The organism is Desulfobacter sp., from assembly GCA_028768525.1.
GTDB lineage: Bacteria > Desulfobacterota > Desulfobacteria > Desulfobacterales > Desulfobacteraceae > Desulfobacter.
This window is the reverse complement of record CP054837.1, coordinates 5,217,318-5,232,692: the sequence shown is the minus strand read 5'-3', so window position 1 is coordinate 5,232,692 and position 15,375 is coordinate 5,217,318. Positions and strand designations below refer to the sequence as shown.

Sequence of the window (15,375 nt, the reverse complement as noted above, 5' to 3'; positions counted from 1 at the left end):
CGAAATGCTGATTTTTTTTGTACCGGGGCGTTATCCGGCCGTTCTCCACGCCAGGGACGGTTCAGCGGCAAAGGAGTGCCCCCCCTGCCGGCCGGCCGCCAATCTCTCAACGGGGATATTTATGGTGGTATCCTCCTCCCGCCGGCCGATTTCCCTGATGGTCTTTTTTAACAGGGCCTTGATCTCATCCTGGGGAATCCTTTTTATATTGGCGTACACCAGCCTGACCAGGCGGTCGTTGGACTTATCAATGGATTGCTTATTGTTCTCCCACCTGGAAAAGGTGGATTTGTTCACCCCGATGAATTCGGCAAAGGATTTGGCATTGAGCCCTGCATTTTTCCGCAGGAATTTGAGTTCTTCCCCGTTCAGATAGGTCCGCTTTTTTATCAGGCAGAGCCCGATGGCGGCCCCCACTTCTATGAGGGAGGGAATAGAGGCGACCTCTTCCCCGCATTCACATTTATAAATATCCACATTGCAGAGATAAACATTATCCAGACCGGATTCCGTATAATGGTAAACCTCCTTTGAGGCTGTCATCTCCTTGTTGCACTTATGACATTTCACAGCATCCCCTCCTAACATCCAGCAACTCAAGCTTCATGATGGCAATGCTCAAATATCTGGCTGATATACTCAGCCATATTGGGCAGTTTTTGGGGGCCGCAATAATGGGTTGAACGATTTATGAACGATATAATTGAAGCCCTCAAAATAGATCTCCATTATCGTACAAACTTGGAATGAAGCACAGTTTGGCCCAAGAAACAATGATTTTTTCTCCAATTTGACAAAAACCGGACAAAAAACCCCTGCCGGATGAATTCCGGCAGGGGTTTTTGTTTCTCATCTTCTATAGGGCGTGCCGCCGCCCCGGTAATAAACCGGGGCAGGAAGGTCTTTTCAGCCCGCAGCTGCAGGGCAGCTATTTTCCGGTGTAATCCTTGTGGGGGAAATAATGGGTGTGCAGCAATTTATGCGCTTTTTCACTGCCGGGCTCCCCAAGATATTCCTTATACAGCTTCTGGATGGAGGGGTTCAGGTGGGATTTGCGCAATGCCTTTCCTTCATCCTCGCTGTAAAGGGCCTGACGCCGCTTTTCAACCACTGAGAAATCGCCGTGGATCAGGGGCTGGCCCCCGCCGTTGATGCAGCCCCCCGGGCAGGCCATGATTTCAATGATATCATACTGGGCCTCATTGTCCCGGATCTGCTCCAGAACGGTGCGGGCCGCGCCCAGGCCGGAGGTGATGGCCAGACGGAGGGTGGTGCCGTTCAGGTCCACCGTGGCGGTCTTGATCTGCTCCAGGCCCCGGACAGCCTTGAAATCCACCTTGGCCAGCTGCTTGCCGGTGACGGTTTCATAGGCGGTCCTCAGGGCCGCCTCCATAACCCCGCCGGAAGCGCCGAAGATGACGGCGGCGCCGGTGGATTCCCCAAGGGGATGGTCAAAATCCTCGTCTTCCAGGGTGCCCAGGTCAATGCCCGCCTCCTTGATCATCTTGGCAAGGCCCCGGGTGGAAACCACATGGTCCACATCGGGCACCCCGTCGGGGGCGAACTCAGGCCGGGCCGCCTCGTATTTTTTGGCCAGACAGGGCATGACGGAAACCATGACAATGTCTTCGGGCTTTTTGCCCAGCTTTTCGGCGTAGTAGGATTTCACCACGGCGCCCATCATCTGCTGGGGAGATTTACAGGTGGAAGGGATATTGGTCAGATCCGGGAACTGGTATTCCAGGAAATTGATCCACCCCGGACAGCAGGAGGTGAGAATGGGAAGGTTCTCTCCCTTGGTCACCCGCTGGACGATCTCATTGGCCTCCTCCATGATGGTCAGGTCGGCGGCAAAATCCGTGTCAAAGACATCGTCAAACCCCAGGTCCTTCAGGGCGGCAACCAGCTTGCCCGTCACCGCCGTGCCCGGTGCCATGCCGAACTCTTCGCCGATGGCGGCCCGGATGGCCGGGGCGGTCTGGGCAATTACGTATTTATCCGGATCAAAGAGGGCATTCCAGATCTCCGGCCGGGCGCTCTGCTCAGTCAGGGCCCCTGTGGGGCAGACGGAAACGCATTGTCCGCAGTAAACGCAGGTGGATTCGGACAGGGGCTGCATGTCCGCAGGGGCCACCACAGCCTCGAATCCCCGGCCGAATCCCGTCAGCACGCCCACGGTCTGCACCTCGTTGCACATGGTTTCGCAGCGGCGGCACATGATGCATTTGTCCAGATCCCTGCGGATGGCCTTGTTTGAAACATCCAGGGGATAATGGGAGGATGCGCCCTGGTAGGGCCGGGTATCGATGCCGAACTCATTGGCCAGGGTCTGGAGTTCACAGTCCGTTGATTTGGCACAGCTCAGGCAGTTGAAGGGGTGGTCCGAAAGAATCAGCTCCAGCACGGTCCTTCTCGCCTTGATGGCCTTCATGGTATTGGTTTTGATCACCATGCCGTCCATGACCGGGGTGGTGCAGGCCGGGGCCAGGTTTCTGCGCCCTTCCACCTCCACCACGCAGATCCGGCACGAGGCGGTCCTGTTGACCATCTTGATATCGTGGAGGTCAAGATGACAGAGGGTGGGAATCTTGATGTGCAGTTTTTTTGCGGCATCCAATATGGTGGTTCCGCTCTCGACGGTAATCTTCTTATCGTTTATTGTAATATTGGCAACACTCATTGATTCTTCCCTTTCTTAATTTCTTGTGATGGCGGCAAATTTACACTTGGCAAAGCAGGCACCGCACTTGATGCACTGTTCCTGATCAATGACATGCGCTTCTTTCACAGCGCCGGAAATACATCCCACAGGGCAGACCCTTGCACAGGCGGTACATCCACGGCAGGCATCCGCATCCACCTCATAGGTGATCAGTTTCTGGCAGACACCGGCGGGACATCTTTTCTCCTGCACATGGGCCAGGTACTCATCTTCAAAATACTTAAGGGTGCTTAAGATGGGGTTGGGTGCGGTCTGGCCCAGGCCGCAGAGAGAGGTGTCCTTGATGGTCTGGGAAAGGGTTTTCAGTGTTTCAATATCTTCCATGGTGCCCCGGCCCTCGGTGATCTTTTCCAGGATCTCGAGAAGGCGCTTGTTGCCGATACGGCAGGGGCTGCACTTGCCGCAGGACTCTTCAACGGTGAACTCAAGGTAAAACTTGGCAATGCTCACCATACAGTCCTGTTCGCTCATGACGATCATGCCGCCGGAGCCCATCATGGAACCGATGGCAGAAAGGGACTCATAGTCAATGGGGGTTTCAAGGTCTTCCTTGGTGATACAGCCGCCGGAGGGACCGCCGGTCTGCACCGCCTTGAACTCCCGGCCGTCCTGGATGCCGCCGCCGATTTCATAGATGATCTCTTTGAGGGTGGTGCCCATGGGGACTTCGACCAGGCCGGTGTTGTTGATCTGCCCGGCCAGGGCGAATACCTTGGTGCCCTTGGAGGTTTCAGTTCCGATGCCGGCATACCAGTCGGAACCCCGGTTAATGATGGGGCAGACATTGGCATAGGTCTCCACGTTATTCACGCAGGAGGGCTGTTCCCAGAGTCCGCTCTCCGAGGGGAAGGGCGGTTTTGTGGTGGGCTCGCCCCGCTTGCCTTCTATGGAATGGATCAAAGCGGTTTCTTCGCCGCAGATAAATGCCCCGGCCCCGTATTTAAGTTCGATGGTAAAATCAAACCCCGAGTCGAGAATGTTTTCCCCCAGGAATCCGATCTCTTCGGCCTGGGCAATGGCGGTTTTCAGCCGGGCAATACATGAGGGATATTCCGCCCGGATGTAGATATACCCCTTGCTGGCCTCGATGGCGTAACCGGCAATGGCCATGGCTTCCAGCACGCTGTGGGGGTCGCCCTCCATGATGGACCGGTCCATGAAGGCACCGGGATCGCCCTCGTCGGCATTGCAGATGATGAATTTTTCATCGCTCTTATTCTTAAGGGCCATCTCCCACTTCAGGCCCGTGGGGAATCCGCCGCCGCCCCGGCCCCTGAGCCCGGCGGCCTTGACCTCGTCAATCACATCCTGGGGCTGCATATCGTTGAGGACTTTGCCCAGGGCCATGTATCCGTCATTGGCAATGTATTCATTGAGATTGTCCGGATCGATGAGACCGCAGTTTCTCAGGGCCACCCGCTTCTGTTTCTTGTAGAAGGGCATCTCACGGTCTTTGGCAATCTGCTGGTCGGTTTCGGGATTCACAAAGAGCAGCCGCTTGACGACCCGATTATTGATGATGTGGTCTTCAATGATGGCCTCGGCATCCTCGGGGGTGACCTTGACATAGAAGACATTGTCGGGGAAGACTTTGACAATGGGGCCCTGTTCACAAAAGCCGAAACAGCCCGTGATCTTTGCAGTCACGGTATCTTCAAGCTTGTGCTCAACGATGAGTTCATTGAGGCGGTCCAGCAGCTTCTGGCTGTTGGAGGCCTGGCAGCCGGTGTCGCCGCAGACCATGATTTCACGCTGCTTTCCCTTGTATTGATCCAGAAGAATTCGGGTATCCAGAAGCGGTTTTACCTTGGCGTGGATCTCTGTCAATTCCTGATAAGTTTTGATTTTTTCCATATTCGCTCCCCCTTAGGCTTCTTCTCTTACAAGACAATCTTCGATAATTTTTTCAACATCCTGGGGAGCCACCCGGCCGTAAACTTTGTCATTGATCATGACCACCGGGGCAAGGCTGCAGGCACCCACACAGCGCAGGCTGTCAATGGAAAATTTCTGGTCTTCGGTCACCTCTCCGGCCCGGATGCCCAGAATCCGCTCGAACTGCTCCAGCACCTTGTCGGCCCCTTTAACATAGCAGGCGGTGCCCATGCAGACGCTGATGGTAAACTCGCCCTTGGGGGTGGTGGTGAAAAAATTATAAAAGCTGACCACACCGGACACCTCGGCATGGTGGATGGCAAGGCGGTTGGCCACATGCTCCTGGACCTCCCTGGGCAGGTAGCCGAAAATCTGCTGGGCCCCGTGCAGGACCTGAATCAGGTGCCCTTTTTTCCTTGGATCCTTCAGGTCGATGTTCAGGTCATCGATGAACCTGTCCAGCTTTTCGTACAACTCGTCAGGCAATACTCTTTTCTGCTTTCCTGGATGTAATAATTCCATTCTTTTCTCCGTTATTATTCTTCTATTGTTTTTACCCGTTAAACCTTCCTATTACTCTCATTTACATACATATATTTACCCGGACCCTGTGTCGCATACGGGGCCTTCGGGATTCTGCTTCTCTTTTTGCCTTCTAATAAAAAACGATATCAGTTCAATTCCGAATAGAGCTGTGCCAATTCTTCAAAGGGTTCCAATGCCCTGGGCAGCAGTCCGTTTGCCCATGCCAGAAAGAGGCCGAAATTAAGCATGGGAATCTGGTGGGTTTTAAAAAATTCAACCCGGTTCATCATGAGTTTTCTTGTAATCATGCAGCCGCCGCAGTGGATGACCAGGTCATAAGTTTCCGGGTCCTCGGGCAACTGCCGTGAATAGGAAAATTCCAGCCTTGCCCCCACCAGCTGGCGGAAAAGCCTGGGGATTTTCACCCGGGCCAGGTCATCGGCCTGGCAGTGGTGGGAACAGGCTTCCATGACCAGCACCTTTCCATTTTCCCTGAGGTTCTCCAAAGCACAAAGGCTGTGGATAAACCAGGCCAGATCGGCCTTTTTCCGGGCAAAGAGAAGGGAAAAGGAGGTCAGCGGCTGATTTTCGGGGATATCCGCGGCCACCTTGTGAAAGGCCTGGCTGTCGGTGATCACCAGGGAGGGACGCATGCCCAGATTGTGATAATAATGGTAGAGTTCCCGTTCTTTGACGATGAGGGCGGCGCAATCCCTGTCCAGCAGGTCCCTTATGGTTTCCACCTGGGGAAGGATCAACCGGCCTTTGGGGGCGGCCAGATCCTGGGGGGCCACCAGCAGGACCAATTCCTGTTCATGAACCAGCCCCTGGACGGGAGTGATTTCTTTTTCCAGCTGCCGGTCAAAGGATTCAACCGCCCGTATCAGCTCCAGGGCCGCAGTGGGCTCCAGGTTATTCTGGACCACCTGCTTTTCCTCGGGGAAAAAACCGATTTTTTCCGGGTGGACGGGCTGATCGGCAAAGGTCAGGATGCCCAGCCAGGGCAGGTTCTGGTTTTCAAGCCATTGGCGCAGCTCTTTTTCATGGTTGGTGGGGGGCATATGGCCGGGACTGGCAAAGAGGATCATATGGGAAGCCATCATCTCCTGCCTGGCCTTTTTAACCCGCATCCCCCCCAGGTCTCCGGTATCGTCAATCCCGGCGGTGTCTGTGACAGCGCACATCCCGATTCGTCCCAGTTCGATCTTCCGGGTCACCGGATCCGTGGTGGTGCCGGGGGTGTCCGAGGCAATGGCCACCTCCTTTTGAAAAAGATTATTCAACAGGGAGGACTTTCCGGCATTGCGGATCCCGGCAATAACGATTTTATTTAATTCCGATAGGGGAGTGGTGGTCTTCATTCTTGCTTTCTATTTGTTTTATTTGAACCGGGCCTTTCCATGCCGGCTCTTCCCATTGTGGTTAAGGCCAGGGGAGAGGCCCATTGGTCCAGAAAAGGTTTTTCCAGTTCCGTATGGGTTTCAAGCCAGCTTTTCAGGGCCTCGATATTTTCCGGCGCTGCTTTCTGGATCTCGGACGCAAGCGCTTTTACCCGGTTATAGCCCAGGACATCCCTGAGGGTATTGAGTATGGCAGGGCTCTTTGCCAGGTTGGCCTCCATCTGTGCCCTGTCGGGAATAAGCCCTTCTTTGACTGCGGATACAGCGGTGTCCAGGGACCGGATCAGACGGGTGGCCAGTCGTATCATCTGCTCCGCAATAAAGGGCAGGTTGGCGTTGAGCTGCAATTGTCCTGTTTTAACGTAGTCGCAGATCAGCTGCCCGGCACTGGCACACTCCATGGACAGCCCCCGGATCAGTTCCAGCAATACCGGATTGGTTTTTACCGGCATGATGGTGGAGCCGTACTGGAGTTCCCTGTGGCGGATTTCATTTAAAAAACCTGAAGAGTAGAGCAGCAGATCCGATGAGAATTTAAACAGATTATCCGCGCAGAGGGCCATTCCCCTGGCCGTTTCCGCAAGGCTGTCCGAGTGGGCCACCTGGTCGCAGAGATTCTGGCTGCGGCAGAGGGGAAATCCCGTGATATTGCGCAGATGCCGCTCCGCAGCAAAAATGTATTCTTTGGGAGCCGAATACCCCGTACCGATTGCCGTACCGCCCAGGGGCACCGTACGCAGCCGCTCCTTGAGCTTATTCAGCCGCCACCGGTCCCGCTCCACAGGGCCGGCCCAGGCGCCGAACACCTGGCCCAGGGTGATGGGAAGGGCATCCTGGAGCTGGGTACGGCCGCAAAGGATCAGGGTTTCATATTCCCTTTCCTTTGCCACAAGGGCTTCCTGAAACCCGATGACACGGGTTTCAATTTTTTCTAAAAAATCAAAGCTTAAGAGGATGACCGCCGTGGGAAAGGTATCATTGGTGGATTGGAAACGGGCCAGGTCCTCAATGGGGTGTGCCCTGAACGTCCGGTCCGGATACAGGGTTTGATACTGTTCATTGACCAGAGCGGCAATGACCTCGCAAAGGTTCATATGCAGGCTGGTGCCGGCCCCGCCCTGGGCCAGGGGGAGGACAAACTGGTCATCCCAGCACCCGTCGGCCACCTCCTGTGTCACCGCTTCCAGAAGGGGAAAAAAATCTTTGGGATAAATACGGCGGCTTTCCTGCTGGGCCCTGAAGGCTGCCAGCTTCACCAGCGCATAGGCGCGGACCATCTGCCGGGGGGTGGGATCATCCCCCAGATGTTCAAGGGCCTTGGCGGTCTCTTCGCCATAATATTTATCTCTTGTGCCTGCCCTACCCATATCTGCCTCCTTTGGGAAGATGGCGGCTGTGCCCCCAAGGCGGCGGCTTTATGGCATCGGCCCGTTCGTAGCTGAGGCGGCGGCCGATCTTAGGCAGGGTTGCTTCCAGATGGGCCAGGGACTGGGCACAATTCTCTTCAATACAGATTTTGCCCGGATACAGCAGGTAGGATTTTTTAAAAAGACTGGGGGTGATATTGGGCATCAGCACATTGGCCCCGCACAACAGCATTTGTTCCCTTCCGTTTTCAGCAATGGAGCCCGCAGCCGTGGTGGCGGGGATATGTGCCAGGGGAAGGGCAAGGCGGAGCAGGGCCGTCCCCTGTAAGGCCAACGCCAGCCCCCTTGACGCCTCCCGGGCCAGGGGGGTATCCGGATGGGGGATAAAGGGGCCGATACCCACCATATCCAGCCCCAGGGACTGGCAGAGAAGGATATTGTCCAGCCGTGTCTGAGGCGTTTCACCGGGAAGGCCTGTCATGAATCCGGATCCCACCTGGAACCCGGCCGCTTTTATTCCCTCCAACGCCGCCAGCCGATGATCCAGTGTCTGCCCGTCACGAAGCCGTTGATGAAGTTCGGGATCGCTGGTCTCAAATCGGAGCAGGTACCGGTCGGCACCGGCATCTGAAAACCTCTGATATGCACGCCTGGACTTCATCCCGCAGCTCAGGGTGACGGCGGCCCGGCCCTGGGTCGCAGATTTAATGGACTCAACCAGCCGGCAGATCCGGTCCACGGTCCATTTAGGGTCTTCCCCGCCCTGGAGCACAAAGGTTTTAAATCCCAGTTTTACCCCCTGGGCAACGGTGTCAAGAATCTGGGCCTCATCCATCCGGTACCGGTGCACCTTTTGGTTCTCCCGCCGTATCCCGCAATAGAGGCAGTTTGAGGTGCAATAATTGGTAAATTCGATGAGCCCCCTCAGATAGACGGAGTCTCCATGGACCGTTTCACATACCTCCCGGCCCATGCGGTTCAACCCCTCCGGGGACCGGTGATGGAATAAGGCCTCTATCTCCCGTGGCGAACGGGCCTCGGGAATACCCTGTTTCTCCAAAGAACGCTTTGTATCAGGAGGGGGTATATCAAAGGTCTTTGGATTGGGCATGGTCTGGTCCTAAATAAAAAGATCTCTTTTCCCCGATTGGATCTGGGTAACGGCCTTATCCACCGTGGTCTTTATTTTCTGGCTTTGCTCTTTAGCCTGCATCTGCTCAATGAGGGCATACCCTTTTTGCCGAGTGTCTGGGGAGGCATAATCCTCCAGGTATTCGGCAAAGGACATGATTCCGTTAGGATGGCAGAAGGATTTGATCAGACCGGGTTTGGCAAGATCCATAAAATCTTTTCCCACCCGTCCCCTCCGGTAGCACCCGGTGCAGAAAGAGGGAATGAATTCCATCTGGATCAGATCCCGGATCACCTCTTCCAGCGGTCTGCAGTCACCCAGGGCGAACTGGCTGCCCTGGTCCTTATCCCGGTCCTGGTCTTCGGTGTACCCGCCGATGGAGGTGGCGGAGCCGGCACTGACCTGGCTGACCCCGTATTGAAAGAGTTCACTGCGGAGCTCAGCCTTTTCCCGGGTGGAGAGGATAATGCCGGTGTAGGGAAGGGTCATTCGCAATACCGCAATGAGAATGCGGAAGGCATCATCGGAGACCGCATGGGGCACCATGCTGCTCAGGGGGGCACCGTCGGCCGGTTCAATGCGGGGCACGCTCACGGTGTGGGGGCCGCACCCGAACATATTTTCCAGCCCCTTGGCATGCTGGAGCATGGCCATGACTTCCATTTTATAGTCCGCCAGTCCCAGAAGGGCCCCGATTCCCACATCGTCGATTCCCCCTTCCATGGCACGGTGCATGCAGAATAGCCGATATTCGTAATCGGATTTTGGCCCGGAAGGATGGTAATGTTTATAGAGCTTGGGGTCATAGGTTTCCTGGAAACAGATATAGGTGCCGATATTGCATTGCTTGAGCCGCCGGAATCCGTCCACATCCAGGGGGGCCACTTCCACATTGATCCTGCGGATATTGGACTGGCCTTCGTGGACGCTGTAAATGGTCTCAATGGATTTCTCAAGGTATGAGAGGTCATAGGCTTCACCAAAAAGCAGAACGATCCGCTTATGGCCCTGTTTCAGCATCAGGCGGGTCTGCTGGAAAATCTGCTCCTGGGTAAGCTTTTCCCGCTTCATCTCCTTGTTGTCTTTGCGGAAACCGCAGTAAAGACAATTATTGACACAATGGTTGCCGATATACAGGGGGGCAAAAATAACGATACGGTTGCCGTAGATGGATTGTTTTACGAAACGGGCGGTATCCATGATCCGTCGAATCTGGCCGGTTTCCTTAACTGCAAGCAGAGCGGCCGCGTCCTCAAGGTCCAGCCCGTTCAGCTCTTTTGCCTTATCAAGGATGGCCTCAAGCTTTTGGTCATCCGGGGGAGAGACCTGCGTCAACTGGTCTATCCGGGAATAATCTAAAAAATTGGGATAGGTCTGGGGCATAAACTGGTACTTTCTTTATATATTACTGGGCGGTTTGATTTGCGTTGCCGCTCTCTTTCACTTTTTAATTTGGGTATATTACAGACCGAGTTGATCTAAAGTCAACTAAAAGTCGACTTTGGGTCAACTTTTTTTAAAAAATTATAATATGCTGCAAAAAATAGAGATAAAGGCCAAAGATGTGTGCGGATTCTTGTGGAAAACGGAGAATAAAGCATAATCTGACTCAAACCACAATAGCTTTGTGGTGCTTAACAGAAAAAATATCGGTTTCGACCCGGAATCATCCAGGCCGTCTTCTGTAAAAGAGGCGCACCATTTCGCCTTCCCGGCGGTGGGGAAAGCATCAGATTTTTTGTAGTTCCGCCCGTAGGCAATGCCGTATTTTTTCATGCGCCCCCTCAAGGTGGAGGGCTTTACATCCAAGAGCGCTGCCGCCCCTTCCCGCCCCTCGACCCTGCCCCCCTGTCATACCAAGCACCTGACTGATGTGGGAGACAATAACCTCCAGGGTTTCAAGGTGACGGTTGGTGGCACCAATCACCCGGGTATTGATGCGGGCGGGGTTCCTGCAGTCACCCGGGAAACCGCCGGGGAGACCGCCCTGCCTCCAGGGGAAGCAATATCCGCCGGCGAGGCATTGAAGCTTTATACCATGGAGGCGGCATGGGTGCTTGGGTGCGGCCAGGCTTATTAGGCCGCAGTCGAAGCATTCCAACGCCCTTTGCGGCCCCATTTATTCTATAATTTGTGGGACCGCAGGCCCGCCATCGGTACAAAAGGTTACAAATCAGTTCTTCTGAAACCTGATAATCAATTGACATTTCAGGGCAGATTATTGATAATTCCCTACCGGTATCGCTTTCAACCCCCATACGGCCTTTAAGGAGAATCCATGAAACCAGCCAGTACGCTGTCAATTGATGAAATATCCAAAACATTCTTGACCACGGCCAGGAAAACCCTGGAAGCTAGCACCGGCCAGCAAGTCACCTATTCATCAACCATCCAGAAAATCCCCAAGGTCTCCATGAAACCGGACCTGACCTGCTTTGTGCAATTTGACGGGGATTACATCGGACTGGTTATCCTTAACTTCAGCGCCGATGCCGCCTTTGAGGTCTATAAGAAATACATGCTGACCATGGGCATGCCGGAAGAGGAACTGGCAGCCTCCATATCCGCGCCGGAGGTGGCCGATACCATTGGGGAACTGACCAACCAGCTCATGGGACAGCTCATAAGGGACGTGGAAGAGCAGTTCGACCTCAACGCCGTCATCGGCCAGCCCAAGGCCCTGACCCTGAACTCGGCCATCACCCTGGTCATTGACGCCTACTACGCTGAAAACAGACGCCTTTCATTTAAAATCGGCAACTATAGCTTCCGCATCGAAATTGCCATGGAACAGGCAGAATTCATCCAAGCGGGATCATAAAATCACAAGATAAAGACAGACCCAACCATGACATCCTTTAGAACAGCCATCGCCCTCTGCCTGGCCCTGAGTATTGTTTCCCCCCCCCAGGCCTTTGCCATCTCCATTCCAGATGAACAAAAACTGGGAAAAGAATACATGGAGATCATTGAAAACCAGGGCCTGATCATCCATGACCCCGTGGTCACCAAAATGATCAGCACCGTGGGACAGCACATCATTGCCGGCCTGCCGCCCCAACCCTTTCACTTTGACTTCAACATGATCAATGACGAGTCCTTTAACGCCTTTGCCAGCCCGGCGGCCAATATATTCATCCACCGGGGGCTGATTGCCTCCCTGGATACCATGGATGAATTTGCCGGAATCATGGCCCATGAGGTGGCCCATGCCGCCAGCCGCCATGTTTCCGAATCCATAGACCGGGCCAAACTGGTCACCATGGGCAGCCTTGCCGGCATGCTGGCAGGGGTGTTAGTCGGTGCCGCCGGCGGAGGCGGAGAAGCAGCCCAGGCACTGACTCTGGGAACGGCGGCCGCCGGCCAGTCGGCCATGCTTTCCTTTACCCGGGAGAACGAGACAGAGGCCGACCAGAAGGCTGTGCTTTTCATGGCCAAAACCGGTTACGACCCCAGGGGACTGCTATCGGCACTGAACAAAATCCGACAGTCCGACTACCAGGGCGTGGAAGGCATCCCCGATTACTTTAAAACCCATCCGGGCACGGGCAGCCGTATCGCACACCTTGCCAGCATCCTGGAGGATTACACCCCACCGGCGGATAAACCTGCGCCGCCGCCCAACTATGACTTTCAGATGGTGAAATACCGGGTCATCGGCCTCTACGCCGCCCCCGACACCCAGATGGAAAAACTGGCACTGATGCTGGAAAAAAATCCGGACAACCGGGCCCTGAACTACGGCCTGGGCATACTTTATGGCAGGACCAGCCGCCTGGATGATGCCCGGGCCCTGCTCAACAAAGCGCTGTCACAGGATCCCTTTGACCCCATGGTACTGCTGGAACTGGGGCGGCTGAACATCCGGTCAGGGGACTACGATTCGGCCATTTCCGTACTGGAAGGGGTGACCCGGGACGAGGTGATGGGAGATCTTGGGGTCTATTACAGATCCGTGGCCCAAATAGAAACCGGCAGATTGACGGCAGCCGAAGCAGGACTGCAGTCGCTTCTGGCCAAAAACAATCCCGGATTTGAAAAGGCCAACTACCACATGGCCAACATCATGGCAAAACGCCAGGACACCCCCATGTCCAGCTATTATCTGGGTGTTTACTATGCGGACACAGGAAATTTAAAAAATGCCGTCCTTCACCTGAAACGGGCCATTGACACCCTGGAAGATGAAAAACTAAAGGAAAAGGCCGAAAAGAAACTCAAAACGCTGGAAGAAAAGAAAAAGAAACGGAAAGGGCGGAGATGATCCCGCCCTTTCCCTGAATATATTCACTGTAATGGCTCGGCAGCCGCGCTATACCGTATCAAAACTCTTGAACTGCATGGTAAAGGTGCCCCTGCCCTGGGTGGCGGACCGCAGGGCCGTGGAGTAGCCGAACATCCTTGCCAGGGGAACAACCGCCTTGACGATCTGGATATCCCCTTTGGGATTGATGGATTCCACCTTGCCGCCACGGGCATTAAGATCGGCAATGGCATCACCCATATTGGCGTCCGGCACAAAGACTTCCACATCCATTATGGGTGCCAGCAGCCCGATTTTAGCTGATTTCAACGCCTCCTTGCAGGCCATTGCCCCGCAGACGGAGAATCCAAGTTCTGAGCTTCTGCCCTCTTCACAGGCGCCGCCGGCCAGCACGATCTCCACATCCACCATGGGATAGCCCTTGAGATATCCGCCTTCAAGACTTTCACGGATGCCTTTTTCAATGGCCGGCACATAGGCGCCGGGAATCTGGTCCTCGGAGACCTCCGACCTGAACTGCACCCCTTCCCCGCGCTTCAGGGGATTGAGTTCCACCGTGACATCGGCGTAATGGGATTTGCCCTGGATGTCCCGTTCAAACACGGCCTGGCCCTTGGCCGGCGCCGTGACGATCTCGCGGTAGACCACCTGGGGTTTGCCCACATTGACATTGGTATTGAACTCCTTGACCATCCTTGAAATGATGATTTCAAGGTGAAGCTCCCCCATGCCCGAGAGAATGGTCTGGCCGGTTTCCTCATCCTTGCTCACTTTAAGGGTGGGGTCCTCAATGAGAAATTTTTCCAGCACCGAATCCAGCTTTTCCTGGTCGGCGTGGGTCTTGGGCTCAATGGCAATGGAGATCACCGGATCTTCATATTCCATTTTTTCCAGGAACACCGGCTGATCCTGTGAACACAGGGTTTCCCCGGTACCGGAATTCTTGAGCCCCACAATACCGATAATATCGCCGGCAGAGGCTTCGTTGAGCCGTTCCCGCTTGTTGGCATGCATCTTAAGGATCCTGGACAGCTTCTCCTTGCGCTTAAGGGCCGGGTTATATACATCGGAACCCGCCTCAATCCTGCCGGAATAAATCCTGGCAAAGGAAAGCTTGCGGCCTTCGATCATGGAAACCTTGAAAATCAGGGCCGCCAGGGGACCGTTTTTTTCGGGCAGGAATTCAAGTTCCTCTTCGGTATCAGGGTGGATGCCTCTGACCGGCGGGATGTCCTTGGGACTGGGCAGGTAGAAGTCAATGGCGTCCAACAGGGGCTGAACCCCTTTATTTTTCAATGCAGATCCGCAGAGCACCGGCACAAATTCCCTGGCGATGGTGGCTTTCCGGATGGCCGCCTTGAGTTCCTGGACGGTGATCTCTTCCTCTCCCAGGTATTTTTCCATGATCTCGTCATCGGTTTCGGCAACCGCTTCAAGGAGCTTGTCCCGGTATTCGGCGGCCAGGTCTTCAAACTCAGGATCAATATCCCCTGCCGTATACTCGGCCCCCAAGGATTCATCATCCCAGATAATCTGCTGCATATTGATCAGGTCAATCAGACCCCGAAAACGGTCTTCGGCGCCGGTGGGCACCTGAAGCGCCACAGGGTTTGCCCCCAGCTTTTCACGGATGGAATCCATTGCCGCAAAAAAATCGGCCCCGGTCCGGTCCATCTTATTGATGAATGCCATTCTGGGCACCTCGTAACGGTCGGCCTGGCGCCACACGGTCTCGGACTGGGGCTCCACCCCGCCCACGGCGCAGAAAACGCCGATGGCACCGTCCAGCACCCGCAGGGCCCGCTCCACCTCAACGGTGAAGTCCACATGGCCCGGGGTATCGATGATCTGGATATTGGCCCCTTTCCATACACAGGAGGTAACGGCCGAGGTAATGGTAATCCCCCGGTCCTGCTCATCCTGCATCCAGTCCATGGTGGCTTCGCCGTCATGGACCTCGCCGATTTTATGGGACCGTCCCGTATAATAAAGGATGCGCTCGGTCACCGTTGTCTTGCCCGCATCAATGTGGGCCATGATCCCGATGTTTCTGATTTTGGATATATTTTTTTGTTTGCTCATTTTTCTAA

The 15,375-nt window shown here is 54.8% G+C and carries 13 protein-coding genes; 3 read left to right on the top strand and 10 right to left on the bottom strand.

The window, feature by feature from the left end; all coding sequences use genetic code 11:
- Nucleotides 1-30: 30 nt before the first annotated feature.
- The 9 genes from HUN04_23010 to HUN04_22970 form a co-directional block, all read right to left on the bottom strand.
- Complete coding sequence (locus tag HUN04_23010) at nucleotides 31-570, bottom strand: helix-turn-helix domain-containing protein (GenBank protein ID WDP92435.1); 540 nt, start codon at nucleotides 568-570, stop codon at nucleotides 31-33.
- 358 nt (nucleotides 571-928) lie between these two features.
- Complete coding sequence (locus tag HUN04_23005; GenBank protein ID WDP92434.1) at nucleotides 929-2,680, bottom strand: iron hydrogenase small subunit; 1,752 nt, start codon at nucleotides 2,678-2,680, stop codon at nucleotides 929-931.
- 15 nt (nucleotides 2,681-2,695) lie between these two features.
- A complete protein-coding gene (locus tag HUN04_23000; protein WDP92433.1) occupies nucleotides 2,696-4,576 on the bottom strand; it encodes an NADH-quinone oxidoreductase subunit NuoF in 1,881 nt (626 codons plus the stop codon).
- A 12-nt stretch (nucleotides 4,577-4,588) separates the two neighbouring features.
- Nucleotides 4,589-5,119 (bottom strand): NAD(P)H-dependent oxidoreductase subunit E, encoded by a 531-nt coding sequence (locus HUN04_22995; protein WDP92432.1) that lies wholly within the window; start codon nucleotides 5,117-5,119, stop codon nucleotides 4,589-4,591.
- A gap of 149 nt (nucleotides 5,120-5,268) precedes the next feature.
- Nucleotides 5,269-6,483 (bottom strand): [FeFe] hydrogenase H-cluster maturation GTPase HydF, encoded by a 1,215-nt coding sequence (gene hydF, locus HUN04_22990; protein WDP92431.1) that lies wholly within the window; start codon nucleotides 6,481-6,483, stop codon nucleotides 5,269-5,271.
- Complete coding sequence (locus HUN04_22985; GenBank protein WDP92430.1) at nucleotides 6,480-7,889, bottom strand: fumarate lyase; 1,410 nt, start codon at nucleotides 7,887-7,889, stop codon at nucleotides 6,480-6,482. The genes hydF and HUN04_22985 overlap by 4 nt, the downstream gene beginning before the upstream one ends.
- Nucleotides 7,882-9,000 (bottom strand): [FeFe] hydrogenase H-cluster radical SAM maturase HydE, encoded by a 1,119-nt coding sequence (hydE, locus tag HUN04_22980; protein WDP92429.1) that lies wholly within the window; start codon nucleotides 8,998-9,000, stop codon nucleotides 7,882-7,884. Before hydE ends, HUN04_22985 begins: the two co-directional genes overlap by 8 nt.
- Nucleotides 9,001-9,009: 9 nt before the next feature.
- On the bottom strand, nucleotides 9,010-10,404 hold the full coding sequence (gene hydG / locus HUN04_22975; protein ID WDP92428.1) for a [FeFe] hydrogenase H-cluster radical SAM maturase HydG: 1,395 nt from the start codon (nucleotides 10,402-10,404) through the stop codon (nucleotides 9,010-9,012).
- Nucleotides 10,405-10,545: 141 nt separating this feature from the next.
- Nucleotides 10,546-10,797 (bottom strand): hypothetical protein, encoded by a 252-nt coding sequence (locus HUN04_22970; GenBank protein WDP92427.1) that lies wholly within the window; start codon nucleotides 10,795-10,797, stop codon nucleotides 10,546-10,548.
- Here HUN04_22970 and HUN04_22965 point away from each other — a divergent pair.
- The 3 genes from HUN04_22965 (at nucleotide 10,796) to HUN04_22955 (ending at nucleotide 13,285) form a co-directional block, all read left to right on the top strand.
- Complete coding sequence (locus HUN04_22965) at nucleotides 10,796-11,101, top strand: hypothetical protein (protein WDP92426.1); 306 nt, start codon at nucleotides 10,796-10,798, stop codon at nucleotides 11,099-11,101. The two genes, HUN04_22970 and HUN04_22965, sit on opposite strands and share 2 nt — an antisense overlap.
- A 198-nt stretch (nucleotides 11,102-11,299) precedes the next feature.
- Nucleotides 11,300-11,842, top strand: coding sequence for a DUF3334 family protein (locus HUN04_22960; GenBank protein ID WDP92425.1), 543 nt, complete (start codon nucleotides 11,300-11,302; stop codon nucleotides 11,840-11,842).
- A 27-nt stretch (nucleotides 11,843-11,869) separates the two neighbouring features.
- The gene (locus tag HUN04_22955) at nucleotides 11,870-13,285 is read left to right on the top strand and encodes a M48 family metalloprotease (GenBank protein ID WDP92424.1); all 1,416 of its coding nucleotides are present in this window, start codon (nucleotides 11,870-11,872) and stop codon (nucleotides 13,283-13,285) included.
- Nucleotides 13,286-13,333: 48 nt separating this feature from the next.
- On the opposite strand, the gene fusA is transcribed toward HUN04_22955, so the two are convergent.
- Entirely contained in the window at nucleotides 13,334-15,367 is a 2,034-nt protein-coding gene (fusA, locus tag HUN04_22950; GenBank protein WDP92423.1) for an elongation factor G, read from the bottom strand.
- Nucleotides 15,368-15,375 lie beyond the last annotated feature (8 nt).

Bases quoted from the DNA above. Each gene is read 5' to 3' on its own strand.
- HUN04_23005 (WDP92434.1), bottom strand. From the start codon at position 2,680: ATGAGTGTTGCCAATATTACAATAAACGATAAGAAGATTACCGTCGAG.
- HUN04_23000 (WDP92433.1), bottom strand. From the start codon at position 4,576: ATGGAAAAAATCAAAACTTATCAGGAATTGACAGAGATCCACGCCAAG.
- HUN04_22995 (WDP92432.1), bottom strand. From the start codon at position 5,119: ATGGAATTATTACATCCAGGAAAGCAGAAAAGAGTATTGCCTGACGAG.
- hydF (WDP92431.1), bottom strand. From the start codon at position 6,483: ATGAAGACCACCACTCCCCTATCGGAATTAAATAAAATCGTTATTGCC.
- HUN04_22985 (WDP92430.1), bottom strand. From the start codon at position 7,889: ATGGGTAGGGCAGGCACAAGAGATAAATATTATGGCGAAGAGACCGCC.
- hydE (WDP92429.1), bottom strand. From the start codon at position 9,000: ATGCCCAATCCAAAGACCTTTGATATACCCCCTCCTGATACAAAGCGT.
- hydG (WDP92428.1), bottom strand. From the start codon at position 10,404: ATGCCCCAGACCTATCCCAATTTTTTAGATTATTCCCGGATAGACCAG.
- HUN04_22965 (WDP92426.1), top strand. From the start codon at position 10,796: ATGCGCCCCCTCAAGGTGGAGGGCTTTACATCCAAGAGCGCTGCCGCC.
- HUN04_22970 (WDP92427.1), bottom strand. From the start codon at position 10,797: ATGAAAAAATACGGCATTGCCTACGGGCGGAACTACAAAAAATCTGAT.
- HUN04_22960 (WDP92425.1), top strand. From the start codon at position 11,300: ATGAAACCAGCCAGTACGCTGTCAATTGATGAAATATCCAAAACATTC.
- HUN04_22955 (WDP92424.1), top strand. From the start codon at position 11,870: ATGACATCCTTTAGAACAGCCATCGCCCTCTGCCTGGCCCTGAGTATT.
- fusA (WDP92423.1), bottom strand. From the start codon at position 15,367: ATGAGCAAACAAAAAAATATATCCAAAATCAGAAACATCGGGATCATG.